This is a genomic window from Clostridium sp. OM05-6BH, from assembly GCF_003481635.1.
In the GTDB taxonomy this organism is placed as follows: Bacteria; Bacillota; Clostridia; order Lachnospirales; family Lachnospiraceae; genus Butyribacter.
The window spans coordinates 417,454-435,593 of the sequence record NZ_QULH01000001.1 but is presented as its reverse complement, the minus strand read 5'-3'; the positions used below and the strand labels follow the sequence as shown (position 1 = coordinate 435,593).

The 18,140-nt window shown below is 44.1% G+C and carries 13 protein-coding genes; 11 read left to right on the top strand and 2 right to left on the bottom strand.

Features of this window, described 5'->3' with window-relative positions:
• The 7 genes from DXB73_RS01975 (at nt 1) to nth (ending at nt 8,301) form a co-directional block, all read left to right on the top strand.
• Nucleotides 1-903 carry a precorrin-6B methylase gene (locus DXB73_RS01975; RefSeq protein WP_118689971.1) on the top strand — a complete coding sequence of 301 codons (903 nt, stop codon included), beginning with the start codon at nt 1-3 and terminating at the stop codon, nt 901-903.
• A 117-nt stretch (nt 904-1,020) separates the two neighbouring features.
• Nucleotides 1,021-2,394, top strand: coding sequence for a TrpB-like pyridoxal phosphate-dependent enzyme (locus tag DXB73_RS01970; protein ID WP_022025884.1), 1,374 nt, complete (start codon nt 1,021-1,023; stop codon nt 2,392-2,394).
• Between the two features lie 12 nt (nt 2,395-2,406).
• Complete coding sequence (locus tag DXB73_RS01965) at nt 2,407-3,342, top strand: hypothetical protein (RefSeq protein WP_118689970.1); 936 nt, start codon at nt 2,407-2,409, stop codon at nt 3,340-3,342.
• Nucleotides 3,343-4,035: 693 nt separating this feature from the next.
• Nucleotides 4,036-5,010 (top strand): MoxR family ATPase, encoded by a 975-nt coding sequence (locus tag DXB73_RS01955; protein ID WP_243103968.1) that lies wholly within the window; start codon nt 4,036-4,038, stop codon nt 5,008-5,010.
• A gap of 84 nt (nt 5,011-5,094) precedes the next feature.
• Complete coding sequence (locus tag DXB73_RS01950; protein WP_118689968.1) at nt 5,095-6,195, top strand: DUF58 domain-containing protein; 1,101 nt, start codon at nt 5,095-5,097, stop codon at nt 6,193-6,195.
• A gap of 80 nt (nt 6,196-6,275) precedes the next feature.
• Entirely contained in the window at nt 6,276-7,658 is a 1,383-nt protein-coding gene (locus DXB73_RS01945; protein ID WP_118689967.1) for a DUF4129 domain-containing protein, read from the top strand.
• 1 nt (nt 7,659) lies between these two features.
• Entirely contained in the window at nt 7,660-8,301 is a 642-nt protein-coding gene (gene nth / locus DXB73_RS01940) for an endonuclease III (RefSeq protein WP_022025062.1), read from the top strand.
• Here the strand turns inward: nth and DXB73_RS01935 are convergent.
• On the bottom strand, nt 8,282-10,354 hold the full coding sequence (locus tag DXB73_RS01935; RefSeq protein ID WP_118689966.1) for an aminopeptidase: 2,073 nt from the start codon (nt 10,352-10,354) through the stop codon (nt 8,282-8,284). The two genes, nth and DXB73_RS01935, sit on opposite strands and share 20 nt — an antisense overlap.
• A 71-nt stretch (nt 10,355-10,425) precedes the next feature.
• Nucleotides 10,426-12,360: a GGDEF domain-containing protein gene (locus DXB73_RS01930; RefSeq protein WP_118689965.1), complete on the bottom strand. Its 1,935-nt coding sequence runs from the start codon at nt 12,358-12,360 to the stop codon at nt 10,426-10,428.
• A 254-nt stretch (nt 12,361-12,614) separates the two neighbouring features.
• On the opposite strand from DXB73_RS01930, the gene uvrA reads away from it, so the two are divergent.
• The 4 genes from uvrA (at nt 12,615) to fba (ending at nt 17,992) form a co-directional block, all read left to right on the top strand.
• Complete coding sequence (uvrA, locus tag DXB73_RS01925; RefSeq protein WP_118689964.1) at nt 12,615-15,464, top strand: excinuclease ABC subunit UvrA; 2,850 nt, start codon at nt 12,615-12,617, stop codon at nt 15,462-15,464.
• Between the two features lie 9 nt (nt 15,465-15,473).
• The gene (yfbR, locus tag DXB73_RS01920) at nt 15,474-16,064 is read left to right on the top strand and encodes a 5'-deoxynucleotidase (RefSeq protein WP_118689963.1); all 591 of its coding nucleotides are present in this window, start codon (nt 15,474-15,476) and stop codon (nt 16,062-16,064) included.
• Between the two features lie 30 nt (nt 16,065-16,094).
• Nucleotides 16,095-16,931: a patatin family protein gene (locus DXB73_RS01915; protein WP_118689962.1), complete on the top strand. Its 837-nt coding sequence runs from the start codon at nt 16,095-16,097 to the stop codon at nt 16,929-16,931.
• A gap of 194 nt (nt 16,932-17,125) precedes the next feature.
• Nucleotides 17,126-17,992: a class II fructose-1,6-bisphosphate aldolase gene (gene fba, locus DXB73_RS01910; protein WP_118690045.1), complete on the top strand. Its 867-nt coding sequence runs from the start codon at nt 17,126-17,128 to the stop codon at nt 17,990-17,992.
• The last annotated feature ends 148 nt before the right edge of the window (nt 17,993-18,140 follow it).

Here is an 18,140-nt window from a genome sequence, read left to right as displayed (position 1 = left end):
ATGGAGAAGCAGGTGTTTACAAATGAGATCATTTTGTCGTGGCTGCAGTATTATGCAGGAAATACGACGATTGATCTGGAGCATGTAAAGATCATTGATATTACGCGTAAGAACAAAAATGTGATTCCAACGGTAGAGTCACACAAAACGACGTTAATCTTTACCAATGCAGGAATCAATGATATTTTTTACCGTCTTTGGAATGCCGGACTGGGGGAATGTGATGTCTGGTATAACGAGGGTTCAGAACCGAGCGGTCAGATTTACAACAAAAAAGTGAAGGACATGATCGATCGTGGAATCAATGCATCGGCAGGAATGCTGATCGTCAATCCTAATGCACGCAATACGGCTAAGATCGGTATGGGGAACGACATGTTCCGCAAAGGTTCGATCCATTATGTCGGCAGTGAGATCCGTGCCGTCATTTTGAATAAAATGATGGTGGATACGCAGGATGATGTTTGTGTTATCGGTGGAGAAAGCATTGCCATTGAGACAGCGTTGATCGCAGCAGAGGGAACGGTCGTGGCAGTTGAGTACAATGGTGCGGACCGAGACACGATGGAAGACAATGTAGATCATTTCGGTCTGCAGAATGTGACGATCATTGACCGGGTGGATGAAGAGAGTATGAAAGACTGTCCGGTACCGTCGCTTGTATTTATGGTGGCATCTGCAAGCATGGAGAAAGAATTGGCATACCTGACAAAGTTGAATCCACAGATCCGTGTTGTTATATACACCTTGGATTTTCAGGTGGCAGCAGGTGCGGCAGCGATTTTGGAGAAGTTTGGCATTGGCGATGTAGATACGATACAGATCGCTGTATCACGGCTCGGAAGCAATCATGCCTTTAAGCAGCAGCCGGCACCGTGGATCATTACGGGGCATTGTTCTTAAACAATATTTGTGGTATAATCAAAGATAGCGATTTAAGGTCACGATGGTTTAGAACCGGATAGGAGATAAACCATCGTGATTTTGACAGAAAAAGTATGAAGAAAGGAACTAAGTAACATGGATAACAAGAAGATACCTTACAAGATTTATTTGAACGAAGATGAGATGCCAAAGCAGTGGTACAATGTTCGCGCTGACATGAAGAATAAGCCGGCACCGCTTTTGAATCCGGCTACAGGCAAGCCGGTCACTTTAGAAGAGCTTAGCCATGTATTTTGTACAGAACTGGCAAAGCAGGAGCTTGACGATACAACGGCATATTTTGATATTCCAGAGGAGATCCTGCAGTTTTACAAAATGTACCGTCCGGCACCGTTAGTTCGTGCGTATCATTTAGAGCGTGCTTTGCAGACGCCGGCTAAGATCTATTATAAATTCGAGGGTAACAATACTTCGGGAAGTCACAAGTTAAATTCAGCAATCGCGCAGGCATATTATGCGAAGAATCAGGGCTTGAAGGGTGTTACGACAGAGACAGGAGCAGGCCAGTGGGGAACTGCATTGTCGATGGCTTGTGCATTTTTAGGCTTGGATTGTCAGGTGTATATGGTAAAAGTATCTTATGAGCAGAAGCCATTCCGTCGTGAGGTTATGCGTACATATGGAGCATCGGTAACTCCTTCACCATCCAATACGACCGAAGTAGGACGTAAGATATTAGCAGAGTTCCCGGATACCAACGGAAGCCTTGGATGTGCGATATCTGAGGCAGTAGAAGCTGCTACAACGCAGGATGGATATCGTTATGTACTTGGATCCGTTTTGGCACAGGTATTGCTGCATCAGTCTATTATTGGTTTGGAGACAAAGGCTGCATTAGATAAATATGATGTCACACCGGATATCATCATTGGATGTGCAGGTGGCGGATCGAATCTTGGTGGACTGATCTCACCATTTATGGGCGAGAAACTTCGCGGGGAGAAAGATTATCGTTTTATCGCAGTTGAACCGGCATCTTGTCCATCACTCACACGTGGTAAATACGCATACGATTTCTGTGATACAGGAGCAATCTGTCCGTTAGCTAAAATGTACACACTTGGCAGCAGCTTTATGCCTTCGCCAAACCATGCAGGTGGCCTTCGTTACCATGGCATGAGTTCTGTACTTTCACAGTTATATGATGATGGTTTGATGGAAGCAGTTAGTGTAGAGCAGACCTCTGTATTTGATGCTGCAGAGAAATTTGCCAAAGTTGAAGGTATTTTGCCGGCACCGGAGAGCAGTCACGCGATCCGTGTTGCAATTGATGAGGCACTGAAATGCAAAGAAACCGGAGAGGAGAAGACAATCTTGTTTGGTCTTACCGGTACCGGATATTTTGATATGTATGCATACGAGAAGTTTAATGATGGTAAGATGGGAGACTACATCCCTACGGATGAAGAGATTGCAGCAAGTCTTGCTAAGCTTCCAAAGATGCAGTAATAGGAGAAGGTTATGCAAGCAAAAACAGATCATAAGAGGGGATTTGTATGGGGCTTAGCATTTGCAGTAACAATGACGATCAGCAGTATATGGGGACAGGCTGTTTCGTCAGGACAGTTTGTGCGTGCGGCGCAGGTTGAGGTTACACCTGTGCCGGCTGCACAGCAGACGAATATACCTCAGATGGATCCGACGGCGGTTCCAACATCGACGCCGGCATCTGCACAGGTAACCAAAACGCCGACGATGACATTCCATCCAACGACGACAGCCAAGCCAAACGCATATGGCACGATTAAGTTGGAACGTTATCGCAAGGTGTTATCCAAAGGGTTTTTAGGAAAACGCTATGGCGCGGTTGTAGATGGAATACGCTGTGATTGCAGTGGATATGTACGTGCTGCGATTGGCCGTATGAAATCTGTTTCTGCGAAGACGGCATTGCCTTTCAAAAGTTATAAGGTGAAGGCATTGACGACCAGAGATTGGGTGAAGGGATCAAAAGTGGCGTATTTGTCCGGACAGAAGACAATGGCCGGCAGAATTTTATGGAACAAGACACGCTCAAAGGGTGCGATCGGTCGTAATACACAGAATCATTCGGCTGTCAGTACTTTGGAATTTGGGGATGTTATGTTATATGGCAAAAATGGCAATCCAACCCATATCGCTTTATACTATGGAAAGTTTTCTTCCGCAAAGAAGGTAAAAAATTTTCTTGAAAAAAAGGGATATGTGAAAAAAGGAGCCATCAAAAAAGTAAGTAAAAACAAATATACTTACCGTGGAAGAACAATCATACGGGCGTATTCCAAAAGTAAATACTGGCGAATCCATTCAACCAATAGTGGAATCTTGCTCGATAATGATATACGAGGCGTCAATCCATTTACCAGAAGCTTTGGCAAATGGAGCTGGACCTTTGAAACGGGCCTAAAAACAGAATAAGTTTATTTGCAGCAGGGGAGACTGGTTCTTTTCTGCTGCATTTTTATTAAACGAAATCTTCGCAGACCAAAATGATGGACAAGCCACATATTGCTTATTATGTCAGCAACAAATAAACTATTTTGCAGCCAGTAGACTGACTTGTTCTGCCGGCAGCGAACTAAGATAATTGCTGCAGAACGCAGAGTTTTTGGGTGATTTCTTATTTTGTTAAGTCTCTGATGAATACATGCCCGAAGGATTGTCTGAGATGTCCCGGTTTAGCAAGGTATCATCCATTTTTGGACGGGACGCTTTCGCTACGATGCGCTACGTCACGTTACTTAATGTCTCTGAAGTACGAGACATAAGTAACGACGAGCGCAAAGTCCCTTTCAAAAATGAGGATTACCTTGCTTCCGGGACTTCGAGTTTCCGAAGGGCATGTAAATCAATCATCAGAGACAACAAAATCTAGAAATCACCAAAAACGTAAATGCGGCAAGGCAATTACTATAGTTCCCTGTCGGCAGAAACCGCTATGTTGTGGCTGCAAAATTCTTAGTATTCTTTGACATAATAAGCAATATGTGGGATGACGGTAACGGTTGGTCTGCGAAGATTGAGAGGGGAATTGGAAATTGCGGTTGGGGAGTGTGACGAAAGGTAACATGCTGGTTTTGCTCTTCTTTGATGGGAAAGGAATGTATGTTTATGATGGAAAATGGAAATGTGTGGACATTTGATAAGATTGCAGAGTGTGCCGGAGCTATTCGGGAAAATATGGGCCGCGTGATCATTGGAAAGCAGGATGTGATCAAATTGGTGATAGCAGGGCTGTTCGCAGGGGGACATATTTTGTTGGAGGATACGCCGGGTACCGGCAAAACAATGTTAGCAAAGTCATTAGCAAGATCGATCAATGCGGAGTTTGGGCGGATTCAATTTACGCCGGATCTTCTCCCGCTAGATCTGACCGGGCAGAATGTGTATCATCAAAAGGAGGAACAGTTTGTATTTGTGCCGGGGCCGGTCTTTTGTAATGTGCTGCTGGCAGATGAAATTAACCGTGCAACACCGAGAACGCAGTCGAGTTTGTTGGAATGTATGGAAGAAAAACAGGTAACAGTAGATGGCGAGACAAGAGTGTTAGAAAGCCCGTTTTTTTTGATCGCTACACAGAATCCAATTGAAACGGCGGGTACATATCCACTGCCGGAGGCACAGTTGGATCGTTTCTGTATGCAGCTTAAAATGGGCTTTCCGACTGTGATGGAAGAACTGGATATTATGGATCGTTTTATACAGGATAGCCCGTTAGAACGATTGGAGCCGGTATGTACAGCGGCAGAAATTGTGCAGGCACAAGAGGGCTGCCGGCATATTTATGTCGATGAAAGTGTCAGACGTTATATTGCCCATATTGTCGAGGCAACGAGAAAGCATTCCGATATAGCATTGGGTGTGAACCCTCGCGGAACATTGGCATATTTGAGATGCTGTCAGGCATATGCAGCAATCGAAGCGAGAGATTTTGTGACACCGGATGATGTGAAAAAGTTATGTGTACCTGTTTTAGGTCATAGAATCGTTGCGTATCGTGCGGAGCAGAAAGAAACGATATTGCAAAGCATATTAGAGCAGGTAGAGGTGCCAACAGAATATTGGAAGCCACAGAGCGAAGTATAGTGACATAGAGCTATCAGACAGAGATAGAAGCCACAGAATACAGAATTGTGGAAGGATGATTTTACGGGAAGGAGGGGTGCACAGGTGACATTACTGATCGCAGTTTTTCTTGCATTTGTCCTGTTTTTTGGACAGAGAAAATTGTTTGATAAAAATTGGAAGCGAAAGCTGCACGTATCGCTGGCGTTTGGAGAGCAGGGGGTTTATCCGGGAGAACTCTGTACTTTAAAGCAGATTATTCAAAATAAAAAGAGGATGCCATTGCCTGCACTACAAGTCAAATTTCAGGCCGACAAAAGTTTGCAGTTTCAAGATGAGACGGAGGCGGTCGTTACCGATCATTACTATCGAAGTGAAGTATTTATGGTAGGTGGACGAAAGCAGATCACCCGTACGCTGCCGTTTCGACCACAATGTCGCGGAAAATATTCGATAGGGCAGATTCAAATAGCTGCACAGGATTTTTTTATGAGCAAAAAATATGTGGCCGTCTTGCCGGAAAACACGATGATCTATGTATATCCAAGACAGTTATCCATGAAGCAGTTATTGAACCACAATAAACAGGTATTGGGGGAGATTGTGGAACGTCGGAGTTATCAGGAAGATCCGTTTTATTTTCGGGGAATCAGACCGTATCAGCCGTATGATCCGATGAAACATATTAATTGGAAAGCATCTGCAAAGTATGGTGAGCTGTTAGTGAATAGTTTTGAGTCAACCTATTCGCGAGATGTCTGCCTGTTGTCAGATGTGGAGACGGATTCTGTTTTTTATCGGCAGGAAATGCAGGAGGCGGCGATCTCTGCAGCCTCAACGTTAGCAGACTATTATTTGCGCAAAGGAGCGAGAGTCAGCTTTCGTACCAATGGCAGGGAAGATACCGACGAGGAGATCGTGTTGGAACAATGCCAGGGAATCGCAGCGATCACAGCATTAAACCGCAGGTTGGCAGGTATTGATCTTGCGAAAGACAGTGCAGATTTTGCGCGGATGATCAGGCAGATCACACCGAACTGCAGACAGAGCAGGCAATATGTATGTATCACGACAAGACCTGTCAGGGACATTTTGGAAGCGGTTACATTACTACAAAGCAAAGCAGCGGAAGTATTGCTGATCGTACCGCAAATAGCGGGCGAGGAGGTACAGATACCGGCGGGTGCACTAGCGTGGAATATATGATATAGGTGAGGATTTGGTGCAAGATGTTAGAAAGAAACTAGCGGATAGATATACAATTTTGTGTGGAGGTATGAGAGCGTATGACGGATATGGACCGCTTTACGGAGCAAAATGATCTTAAAACGACAAAATTGCAAAAGCTGTGGAGATCACCAGAGCAAAGATACCGTTATCTGGAAGATTTTTTTGTGTTGCTCATGGAAATGATTGGTTGGTGCGGAATATATATGGCTGTGTTATTGTATACGAAGCGGACAGCGACGGAGGATATACTGGGGATGCTTGCAGTGCCGTTTTTGTATGGATTTACGTATGCTTTGCAAAGAATAGAACTCTTGGTGCAAAGAAATGTGGACACCCGAACAAATGGAGCAAAGTATCAGGAATATACCGGTGCTATTGTCCTTATAATGGGACACTTGTTAGAAATTATCTTCCTTTATGGATTGCTTGGCAGATCGGCGCAGATGGCAAAAGATATCACTGTCCTTTATATGTCGATCGTTTTATGGAATATGGCTGTTTCGATCAAATGGTGGCGGATACACAGAGAGCATTTCAGTTATACCGGGAAATGGTATTTGGCGGTAGAAGTTGTATTTATATTTTTGTTGGGAACATTCTTAGAGAATTCACGTTTTCGACTTTTGGCAGTGATTTTGGGAGCCGTCCTGTTGATACTCCATATGTGGTGTGGCTATTTGGAGCGGCTCAATGATTACCTGAGAGAACAAAGCGATGCTTCGGATAGTACTAAGCATATGATATTTGACGGCAGTTCGAAAATGGTCGTGAGGGTGCTTGGCGTATTTTTGTTAGGTGTACTATTTGCAATTGCCTTGAGGGATGTTAAAATGGGAATACCCTTTGGCAGATATGTACAATATGCTGTCCGAAAAGTAGTACAGATGATCGTTGCTCTAGTACATTTTATCGCAAGCTTGTGGAAGGTATCACCGGAGAATGTGGCAGATCAGGCGGAAGAGATTACGGAGACAGCGGCTCCTGCAGTGACGGATCTGTCGCAGTTTGATCATCCGATCGTATTGTTGTTAGGTGCACTGCCATTTATTATTCTGCTTGGTTTTGCGGCAAAAGAATTGTTCCTTAAGTTATTTCGCCGACAGGAGAAAATAACCGCAGCGCAGTCACCAAAGCTTATGATACCGGATGAGATTGTAGAAGTGGAAGAGGAAGATTCTTTTTGGACAAAACTAAAACGAAAAGTTTTTCGTACTAATCGTGAGAAAGTGCGGCATTTGTTTCGCAGACGGATCGTGAACAGCCTACAGGATAAAGTGCGAAGTACAGATACTGCCAGACAGTTAGCACATAAGGCGGAGGATGCCGGAACAATGTCGTTAACAGCACTTACCGGCCTTTATGAGGAGGCACGGTATAGCGAGCATGAGATCACCAATGAGCAATGGAAGTCGATACGACAAGAGAAAGGAAAAGGATAACATGACAAAGAAACAGAGAGCCTTAATAGTAATAGAACGATTGCGGGAAGCCTATCCGGATGCAGACTGTACCTTGGAATATGAAGAGGCATGGAAATTGTTAGTCAGCGTGCGGTTAGCGGCACAGTGTACGGATGCGAGGGTCAATCAGATCGTTCCTAAATTATATGAAAAGTATCCGGATATTGATGCGTTAGCAGCGGCAACGGCTGAGGAGATTGAGGAAATTGTGCGTCCCTGTGGCTTGGGTAAGAGTAAGGCAAGAGATATTAACGCTTGTATGAAGATGCTTCGAGATGAGTATGAAAGCAAAGTTCCAGAGGATTTTGATGCCCTACTGCGTCTGCCCGGTGTGGGCCGCAAAAGTGCAAATCTGATCATGGGAGATGTGTTTGGCAAGCCGGCTATCGTCACCGATACACATTGTATTCGATTGGTAAATCGAATTGGATTGGTGGATGGGATCAAAGATCCAAAGAAAGTTGAAATGGCATTGTGGAAGATCATTCCACCAGAGGAGGGAAGTGCCCTTTGTCATAGATTTGTCTGTCATGGACGAGATGTCTGCACAGCGAGAACAACACCGCATTGTGAACGGTGCTGTCTGGCTGATGTGTGTAAGGCTAACGCAAAGGCTCATTAAGAGCCTCTGTTCCAGGAAGTACAAATCGTCCTTCTTTTATAATGGGTATTTCACGACCGTCTCTGCCATTGACGATAATGTCGCCCAGTTCATGATATGGGATCGTAATATCTGTGTGGCATCCGAAATAAGCATGTCGGCTGTCGGTGTGACGTAGTAGGGAATAGTCGTTTTCTTTGGCGATCATTTCCTTTCCGTCCGGGTTGTAAGTGCGTAGTTCCTCTTCGTGAGAGAAGCAAGTATCACCAATTGCAAAATGTGGTCCGGTCTTTTCTTCAATGAGGATCGGCAGCAGATGGGAAATACCAAACTGCTGTCCCATGGCATAAGCGGTCGTGTTGGTTCCGATAGCAAATTCTCCCATAGGAAGTGTTTTGTGTTGGAATAACAGATTTTCAAAAATATATTTTTTGTTCTGTTTTTCTGAATCATAATTGCTGCATTCATAATCGGTAACGACTCCATCTTGGAATGTAAGACAGATATTTTCATATTTCAGACCATTTAGAAAGCTTTTGGTCACGTGAAGAATACCATTGGTCCCTTTTAGCTTAGGAGAGGTAAACACTTCACCAAGTGGTATATTGACATCTGCCAAGCAGTTTTCAAAACGGGTTTGTCGTGCCGGATCTGTCATTGGTGTTAATGCTACGGTAATGTTGGTATGGTTGCCGTTGCGACCGGTAACTGTAACGCTTTCTCCCGAATCTAATGCTTCAATGATCGTTGTCTGAATCTGTTCATAACGTTCCTGATCCAGTGTGTTCACGCGGATCGTGGCATCAAAAATATCAGTGAAGTTCTGTCCGATTTCTGGGACAGGAAATGCGATGATCGTAAAACTGACTTGATCTCCCGGAATAAATTCATTGGTTAATTCAGTGGAAGCGGCTTGATAGTCAAGTCGTTTGCTGCGCTGTTTGTCGCTGTCCTTTGGAGTTGTTGATTTGTTTTCAGGGATAAAAGGATGTTCTCCAAATGTCTCGATCACGGCAGGACCGGCATAGGTGGCTGCGAGATCTTTCATATCCTGATAGGCGCTGCGCTGCTCTGTGAGACAGCGGTCTGCATATGCCTTGTCAAAGATCAGCGCATTATCCATACGGTGATCGTAGTCATATTGTTTGTTGGCTGAGGCACCGAAGTATCCGATGCGACCTCTGGCCGAGCGTGTCGTCATGCTGACGCCGGCACGATAAATACAGCAATCAAGATCCATTTGCGCAAATTGCCGGATGGCGGCGCGAACGATCTGTTCGAATCCTAAGCTGAAACGGATATTGACGGTTTTCTTTGCGGACAGATCAATGTTATATAATTCAAATCCTTTGCGGAATCCCTCTGTATATGTGGCCGCCATTGCCTGAATTTTTGCTTGAGAAAGTGTGTTTAAGTGACGGGCGGTTTCCAGTTCATTTTCGGAAATATATTCCCCAAAATAATATAGATAGCGCAGATCGGTTAAGTCTGCCTGCATTATAATATTTTTGGCAAATGCCATGCGTGGATCTAACAGCGAACGGGTACGGTCTGCAATGGTAATATCTGCGTAATCAAAGCAGTAATAATATAGTGCATGACGAATTTCTTCTGCGGAGGGGTCCTCCTGTTCTAAGATAGAGTATACTTCCAAAAATAATTCCATCGCCATTGTCACGTACTGCAAATGCTGCTCAAATACATAAGCGATACAGCCTCGCATTTCCGCATATAGCGCACATAGAAGCTGTCCCATTTCCAGACCAAATACGTTGCAGGCATAGTCAGGATTCGCGTAACTCTCTGCGTAATGTTCCGGAAGAATATCAGCATATAAAGAGTGGTTTAACTGCTGTAATTGTTCTAATGGCATATGATATACGCTGCCGGTGGCAACACAATTCCATGTGTCCGTGATTTCGGATAGAAAGGATGCAACCATTGTGACATACGATGCATATGGAGCACACAGTTCTGCTTCGTTTTGAATCTCGTAAATACGCTCACTTGCCAATGTAAAACGTTCTTCCAAAGCTTTATTTTCTTCTTGATAATAATCATATACTTTTATCATTTTGGAAATCCTCCTAAACAATTAATGGAAAGCACTTATAGGCTTTCCATTAATGAAATTATTCATGCATTTTAACGTTTGTGCGTTTGATGATATTTTACTTTCTCTTCGTACATTTTTTCATCCGTGACTTTAATAAATTCATCCAATGTGATGTCCTCCGATGGGACTGCCACGACAATGCCGAGACTGCTGCTGATCGTATACGGTTTGCCGGATGAGGCATTAAATTCATCCAAATAGTTTTGTATGCGTTTACGGAAAGCAGCTTCTTCTTCACTAGAAGATGAGTTACAAGCCCAAGCGGCTACAAATTCATCGCCGCCAAAACGAGCGCATGTAGCATTTGCCGAAGATTCCTGTGCTAACGCCTGCCCTACCGTAGAAATCGCAATATCACCATCGGCGTGTCCGTATGTATCGTTTATGGTTTTGAGACCGTTTAGGTCAGCGGATACAAGAACGAAAGGTGTATTGGTCTTTGCGCATTGTTCAAATAGCGGCTGTACGCGTTGGTAGAAACCACGGCGATTAAATAAGCCGGTCATTGGATCGTGGATATATTTGTTCTCCAATGAGGAGATAATGTTTTGTTGGCGTTGATGTGTTTTTGTATTTTCTAAGGCGTTGCTTATGTTCATTAAAAATTGATACAGATATTCCATATTCATCATTTCGCTGTCATAAGCCAACACAACGTAACCAATCGTCATATCCAATACATGGAGCGGACAAAACATTAATGCGTCCTCGTCTTTCAATATTGTGGATAGGTTTGGCAGTAATGCAGAAGTATTAAAATCGATCAGCCCCTGCCATTCGCCGTTAATGCGAGACAACATGATATTCATCTTGTCGGAGTAACCGCTTCGATGAAAATTTGCTTTGTCGATAATATCGGATAACTCTTCCTGCTCAACCAAAAAGTCGTCAACGATACAAAGCCAAAACTTATTGCTGCGGAACTCATCAGCGTACTGCATCAGGTTGTTAAATACACCAAAGAAAGAATCGTTATCGGTAAGATCGGCAGCCATGTAGATCTGGGTCTCGCTGAAATGACGGTGATCATTTAACCGAGAATGCAGTTTGTGCGTTCTGTTATTATATTTTGTCATGGAATTCTGCTTGTTGCTTTGGCAGCCACAAGAGGAACCATAGACAATCTCCGAAACAATCTCTAAAGGTTCATCAATTTCCTTGCCCTGTAACAAATTTCTCATAATACGAAATGTTCTGGAAATCGTTGCATCAATATCGTAACGAACCGTTGTGATCGGTGGATAAAAATCCAGAGCTTCCTCAATTCCATCAAAACCGGTGACAGCAACGTCTTCGGGAACATTGTATCCATGATCGGTCAAATATTGTATGGCAGCGATCGCCATACTGTCGTTGGCACAGACGATTGCTTCCGGCATTGGAAGATCACTGTCGATAAAGGATTGGACGACAGTGTGTGTTGGACCATACCAAAAATCGCCGTAGCCGATCCGTGCTTCCTCGACCGGAATCTGATGTTCGGTAAGTACATCACGATATACTTGTAAACGTTCCTCGGAGAAAAGGTTATCTTTCTGTCCGGCAATAAAATTAATGCGACGGTATCCATGGTCATCGATCAGATGGGATAGCAGCTTACGTATCGTGGATTTATATTCGTAAATAATGCTTAGGCTTCCCTCCAACGGATACTCAATGGATATTACCGGAATATCTCGCTTTTTGGCATGTTCGATAATGGATTCACGAACGAGCTCATTTTTGATCGTGATCGTCAACATGATCAGTCCGTCTAATACATCGGTATCGATCAATTGGTAAATGTTTCCCTCACCGATGTCATGTTTCTGATCCCAATATAGCGGGCTGAATGCACTGAAAAAGAGGACTTTGAAGTGAAACTCATGAGCGAGCCTCTTAAATGCCTCAAAGAAACGATCATTATAATCAGTACTAATATCAGCCACGCAAACCCCAATGATTTTTGTAGTATTTTCTTGCAAAACTACGTGTACCTCCTCTTGCTATCGCTAGTTGTACATTATTACTGTTATTATATTACAAATAAAATGCTATCTCAAGGGAAAAAGCAACAAAAACCAGTATTTCCGTTATAACTGTGAATAATTTTATGCGTCTGGTGCACAATATAGATGAGCCTTGATATGATATCGAACATATGTACTTGTTTTAGGGAGCGGATTGTGTTATACTTTACAATCACAGTGGGCAAGTATTACAGAAATGGAGATAACCTATGGGTAAACATGATGAATTGACCAAATATATAAAAATACGAGGAGCCAGAGAACATAATCTCAAAGGGATTGATATTGATATACCACGCGATGAGTTTGTTGTTTTGACCGGGCTTAGCGGATCCGGCAAATCATCGCTGGCTTTTGATACGATCTATGCGGAAGGGCAGAGACGTTATATGGAGTCGTTATCTTCATATGCCAGAATGTTCTTGGGTCGGATGGAAAAACCGAATGTAGAAAGCATAGAAGGACTGTCGCCGGCAATTTCGATCGACCAGAAGTCGACCAATCGCAATCCGCGTTCTACGGTTGGAACCGTGACAGAAATATATGATTATTTTCGCCTGCTTTATGCACGTATTGGTATTCCGCACTGTCCAAAGTGTGGCCAGGAGATCAAGCGTCAGACGGTCGACCAGATCGTGGATGAGATCATGACATATCCGCAGGGAACGAGGCTGCAGCTTCTTGCGCCTGTTGTGCGTGGACGCAAAGGTGAACATGCAAAAGTATTTGCTTCAGCCAAAAAGAGCGGTTATGTGCGCGTTGTTGTGGATGGACATATTTATGATCTTTCCGAAGAGATCAAATTAGAGAAGAATAAAAAGCACAATATTGAAATTTTAGTAGATCGTCTTGTCGTTCGCGAGGGGATTGAAAAGCGTCTGGCTGACTCGATCGAGAGTGTTATGCGCCTGTCGGATGGACTCTTGATCGTAGATATTCCCGGGGATCGTCAGATTAATTTCAGTCAGAGCTTTTCCTGTGCAGACTGTGGTATCAGTATAGAAGAGATTGAACCGCGCAGTTTTTCGTTCAACAACCCGTTTGGTGCATGTGAAACCTGTGCCGGTATTGGCTATAAGATGGAGTTTGCGGAGGAATTGTTTGTGCCGGATCCATCGGTAAGCCTGGCAGATGGGGCAATCGTGGTGATCGGCTGGCAGTCTTCTAAGGATCCGGGAAGTTATACAAGATGTACGCTGGAAGCATTGGCAAAGTCGTATGATTTTGATCTGAATACACCATATGGTGAGCTGTCGCCGGAGATTCGTCATATGATCATGCATGGCACGGATGGCAGAGTGGTACAGGTGCATTATCGCGGTCAACGGGGGATCGGAGTATATGATGTAGCATTTGAGGGCGTGATCAAAAATGTGCAAAGACGGTATCGAGAGACTCATTCCGAGACGACACGTCGGGAATATGAGAGCTTTATGCGGATCACTCCTTGTGAGACATGTCATGGCAAGCGATTGAAAGAGTCTTCGCTGGCTGTGACGGTAGGAGATAAAAATATTGCAGAGATGACAGAAATGTCAATCCGTGATCTGCAGCAGTTTATGCAGTCCCTGACATTAACGAAGAGACAGCAGACGATAGGGGAGCTGGTGCTTCGAGAAATACATGCACGAGTTGGCTTTTTGATGGATGTCGGATTGGATTATCTGAGTTTGGCCCGCAATGCGGGTACGTTGTCCGGAGGTGAGGCGCAGCGTATCCGTTTGGCAACACAGATTGGTTCCGGCTTGGTCGGAGTAGCTTATATTTTGGATGAACCAAGTATAGGACTTCATCAAAGAGATAATGACAAACTCTTAAAAACTTTATTAAAATTACGTGATCTGGGTAATACATTGATCGTGGTCGAGCATGATGAGGACACAATGCTGGCAGCAGATCATATTGTTGATATTGGCCCCGGAGCGGGAGCGTTTGGCGGTGAAGTTGTGGCACAGGGAACAGCACAGGAGATCATGCAGAACGAAGACTCTTTGACGGGAGCATATCTTAGTGGTCGAAAGCAGATCGCAATTCCATCAAAACGCCGCAAGCCGGCAGGCTGGGTTGAGGTGCGGGGCGCAGCGGAGAATAATCTCAAAAATGTCAACGTGAAGTTTCCGGTTGGAGTGATGACCTGTGTGACAGGCGTATCAGGTTCCGGTAAGAGTTCGTTGGTCAATGAAGTATTATATAAGAGCCTGGCAAAGCAGCTTAATCGTGCGAGATGCATCCCCGGCAAGCATAAGTCGATCAAAGGACTGGAGCAATTGGACAAGGTAATTGATATTGATCAGTCGCCGATCGGTCGGACACCACGTTCAAATCCGGCAACGTATACTGGGGTGTTTGACATGATCCGTGATCTTTTCGCCTCCACGCCGGATGCTAAGGCAAAGGGTTACAAGAAAGGTCGTTTCAGCTTTAATGTGAAAGGCGGACGATGTGAGGCATGTGGCGGCGATGGAATTGTTAAGATAGAGATGAATTTCTTGCCGGATATTTATGTTCCATGTGAGGTATGTGAAGGCAAACGATACAACCGTGAGACGCTGGATGTCAAGTATAAAGGTAAGAGCATTTTTGATGTGCTTGATATGACAGTGGATGAGGCACTTCCATTTTTCGAGGCGATACCATCTATCCGTCGCAAGATAGAGACACTGCATGATGTCGGTTTATCTTATGTCAAACTTGGCCAGCCTTCGACAACGCTATCCGGTGGAGAAGCACAGCGAATAAAGCTTGCAACGGAACTTAGCCGGCGCAGTACCGGTAAAACAGTTTACATTTTGGATGAGCCGACGACAGGACTACATTTTGCGGATGTGGATCGCTTGATCAGCATTTTGCATCGGCTGGCAGAAAGTGGCAATACGGTGATCGTGATCGAACACAATCTTGACGTGATCAAGACAGCGGATTATATTATTGATCTGGGACCGGAAGGTGGCGACAAAGGTGGAACCGTCATTGCTACGGGGACGCCGGAGAAAGTAGCGGATAATCCGAATTCGTATACCGGAGTATATATTAAAAAGATGCTTGATAAACAGAAATGAGGATGGGTTATGAATGATCACAAAGGTTTTTTTGCAATGATGGCACGAATGAAATATATAGAGCGTTGGGCATTGATGCGCAATTCGGTGTCGGAGAATATATGCGAGCATTCGCTGGAAGTTGCTATGCTTGCACATGGTTTAGGGATTATCGGCCGGAAACGGTTTGGAAAGGATCTTTCGCCGGAACGTCTTGCAATGTTAGGAATGTATCATGATTGTACGGAGATCATTACCGGAGATATGCCGACTCCGGTTAAGTATGCCAATGATGAACTTAAAGAAGCATACAAGGCGATTGAAGATTCAGCAGCACAACGTTTGCTGGAAATGCTGCCGGAAGATCTGAGAGCGGAATATGAGTCGTATTTCCTGCCGGAACAGATTACGCCGGAAGAGTATCGTTATGTGAAAGCTGCCGATAAATTATCAGCGTTGATCAAATGCATAGAGGAAGAAAAGACCGGTAATCAGGAGTTTCGCAGTGCGAAGCAGGCAACTTACGAATCCCTGCAGCAAATGAATATGCCGGAGGTGACGGTGTTCTGTGAGGCGTTTTTGCCGGAGTATTATAAGACTTTGGATGAATTAGAACATTGATCTGACTGTGATAGAAAGGGAGGCAAAATTATGCCCGGAGTGTTATTTGAAGGTGGCTCATTTCGAGCAATTTTTAGCTGTGGAGTGATGGACGCATTATTGGACCAGGATGTAATGTTTCCGTATTGCATTGGCGTGTCGGCGGGAGCTGCAGATTCCGCCAGTTATATTTCGCGACAGAAGGAACGCAATCTGAATATGCTGCTGCGGTATCGTAATGATAAACGTTATATGGGATTGCGAAATTATTTTAAGAAAGAGCATAGTTTGTTTGGCGTGGATTTTGTTTTTCGAAAAATGCCCAATGTTTTGTTCCCATTTGATATGGATACCTTTCAGAATTATGCCGGAGATTATGTTGTGGTAACAACGGATGCCAATACCGGCAAACCACATTATTTTCATAAAGAAGACGTAGATGATCGATTTGATGTGTTTTGTGCCAGTTGTGCGCTGCCGGTGTATTTCCAAGCGGTGCATATTGGAGGGGGAGCATATTATGATGGCGGTGTATCTGATCCCGTGCCGATCCGTCGACTACAGAGAGACGGACATCACAAAGCTTTGATCGTTTTAACCAGACCGGAAGGTTATCGTAAAGCGTGTGGCAGATCGGATCGCTTCGCAGCGGGAGTGCTGCGCAGACGATATCCGGCAATCGCAGATAATTTATTGCATCGCTACAAGACATATAATGAATCGGTACAAATATGTGAAAAGATGCAGGAGGAAGGCAATGCCGTATTGATCCGCCCGTCAGAACCGCTTAACAGCTTTGAAAAAGATACGGATGTACTGCGTCGTTCATACCAAATGGGGTATGATATGGCAATGAACCGGATGGATGAGATCAAGGCATTATTTTAGGCAAAAAACATTGGAATCCTTTGAAATAGCAAAGGAAATGAAAAATTTATACATTTTTTATTTCTTTTTTTAGGGAAATAGGGTATAATAGGCATGGTTTTTGAAAACTAACTCTGCAAAGTGGCATAAAATGCAGGTTTGCAGAAATCTATTCTTCCACAGTGGAAGAGAATCAAAAGATGGAGGGAAAAGTTATGTTAGTATCAGCAAAAGAGATGCTTACCAAAGCAAAAGCTGGCAAGTATGCAGTAGGTCAGTTCAACATCAACAATCTGGAGTGGACAAAGTCTATTCTTTTGACAGCACAGGAATTAAAGTCCCCTGTTATTTTAGGTGTGTCTGAGGGCGCAGGAAAGTATATGTGCGGTTACAAGACAATTGTTGGTATGGTAAATGGTATGATTGAAGAGCTTGGAATCACTGTTCCTGTAGCACTTCATTTGGATCATGGTTCATATGAAGGAGCAAAGGCATGTATTAATGCAGGATTCTCATCCATCATGTTTGACGGATCTAGTCTTCCGATCGAGGAGAACATCGCTAAGACAACAGAGCTTGTTAATGCATGTGGTATCTTAGGTCTTTCTTTGGAAGCCGAGGTAGGTTCTATCGGTGGTGAAGAAGATGGTGTTATAGGTGCAGGTGAGTGTGCAGATCCAGATGAGTGCAAGGCGATTGCGGATCTTGGTGTTACAATGCTTGCAGCAGGTATCGGTAATATCCATGGTAAATATCCGGAAAACTGGGCAGGATTAAGTTTCGAGACATTGGATGCGATCCAGGCCAAGACAGGAGATATGCCATTAGTATTGCACGGTGGTACAGGTATTCCGGCAGACATGATCAAGAAAGCAATCTCTTTGGGTGTTGCTAAGATTAATGTAAATACAGAGTGCCAGTTGGCATTCCAGGAAGCTACTCGTAAATATATCGAAGAGGGTAAAGACCTTCAGGGTAAAGGATTTGATCCTCGTAAGCTTCTTGCACCGGGTGCTGAGGCAATCAAGGCTACCGTTAAAGAGAAGATGGAATTGTTCGGATCTGTAGGTAAGGCTGAGTAATGATACTGTCGTAATTGTACGTGAAGAGGTATTGTATAGCATAGAAGCAGGAAACAATTTTGTGGCACAAGAGACAGAATTGTTTCCTGTTTTCCACTATACGGAGTAAAGTGCCGGTGTATTTTTAGAAAAGCAGTGACACTATAAC